Origin of the sequence: Quyinboa sediminis, from assembly GCF_042219855.1 — a bacterium.
Lineage (GTDB): Bacteria > Bacteroidota > Bacteroidia > Bacteroidales > UBA5342 > JBHJHP01.
The window spans coordinates 1-1,334 of sequence record NZ_JBHJHP010000031.1 but is presented as its reverse complement, the minus strand read 5'-3'; the positions used below and the strand labels follow the sequence as shown (position 1 = coordinate 1,334).

At 31.8% G+C, this 1,334-nt stretch carries 2 protein-coding genes; both read right to left on the bottom strand.

Going from position 1 to position 1,334, the window contains the following annotated elements:
* Positions 1–147 precede the first annotated feature (147 nt).
* Positions 148–762 carry a hypothetical protein gene (locus ACE1EF_RS20040; RefSeq protein ID WP_375722492.1) on the bottom strand — a complete coding sequence of 205 codons (615 nt, stop codon included), beginning with the start codon at positions 760–762 and terminating at the stop codon, positions 148–150.
* A 158-nt stretch (positions 763–920) separates the two neighbouring features.
* Complete coding sequence (locus ACE1EF_RS20035) at positions 921–1,271, bottom strand: hypothetical protein (protein ID WP_375722491.1); 351 nt, start codon at positions 1,269–1,271, stop codon at positions 921–923.
* Positions 1,272–1,334: the final 63 nt, after the last annotated feature.

Genomic DNA, 1,334 nt, shown 5'->3' with positions numbered 1-1,334 from the left:
TGGCCTAACGTTCCCGCGGTATGGTGTCGTGCGGTTGACTGTCCCACGAAGTGGAGACTGTCAAGCCGAAAACGACGACATACGGAATGTGAATTTGCAAATTAAAACACAACCGCATGCACTATGACCGCGTGTTAGGCGCAGATTTTAATATTTTTCTTTTCTTTCGAAATGGTCATTTATTGTTAAATAATGAACAGCAATAAATAATCTAATTCTAATGTCAGAAATATCTAATTCCTCATATCTCATTAGTACATTTGCTATCATTGTAGGAGACATATTTTTTGAGGATATAAACGCTTCATAATAGTTTCTTATGAGATTGTCATCTTCTGATAAAAGATTCATAAATCTAATGTAATCTCCTTTACTATTATAAAAAAGATATTTTAATGTGTCTGGACTTTGAAATTCCCAATATTTGCCAATAGTCCATATTTGATTAAAGGTTGAGTCTGAAATTTGACTATACATTTCTTTTTGTTTTTTAAATGAAATATTTAAGAATAAGCCTTCATTTTCAGCGTTATTGGCCAACTGGGTCAAGTATTTTTTAAGATATTCTTCTCTATTTGGGTACTTATTGTTTGAAAGAGAGACAACTTGATCTTCAAAAAAATTCATCATCATTGTTAAATCTTTAATCTCTTGGTCATTAAAAGCTTCACGAATTGTAACATTTGATTTAAGGTCATCCTTTTTTGTATTGGAACAAGAAATAATAAGGAAACAATATGCTATCAATAGTATTTTTTTCATCTTGAATTTGCGCCTAACGTTCCCGCGGTATGGTGTCGTGGCAGTTTCTTTCACTCGTGAAAGGAACTGTCAGGACGAAAGGCGCTTGCAGCGAACGTCGAATTATTTAGTTTAAAAGTACTGCCATGCACTATGACCGCGTGTTGTAGGGTCGTGCTTTATTTAATCCTTTTAATTTCATTATCTGTTATCTCAAATTTTAAATCTTTTCCATTAATTACATTGGATTCATCAGGCCAATAAATAATCGGAACGTCACTAAATATCATTGTTAATTTGCCATTTTCACAAAGGAAATCACAGTAATCAGAAACTGATTCTCCATTGTCTTTATCTACTGTGTAATCCAAATAACCAAGATATTTAATTTTTTGATTTTTAATCAGTATTATGTCTTGACCCCAACTGTATTCTGCTGCAACCTCAATCATAATTAATATTGTTGATTTATCAGGATTGATGAAAAATTTAGGTTTTAAAATCATTGCATCAGATTGTAAGCTTCCCATTTTTAGGACCACTTAAAAATAGTTTATTTTCTTTTTTAAAACCAAATTCTGAATGCTTTCTTT

Bases quoted from the DNA above. Each gene is read 5' to 3' on its own strand.
- ACE1EF_RS20040 (WP_375722492.1), bottom strand. From the start codon at position 762: ATGAAAAAAATACTATTGATAGCATATTGTTTCCTTATTATTTCTTGT.
- ACE1EF_RS20035 (WP_375722491.1), bottom strand. From the start codon at position 1,271: ATGGGAAGCTTACAATCTGATGCAATGATTTTAAAACCTAAATTTTTC.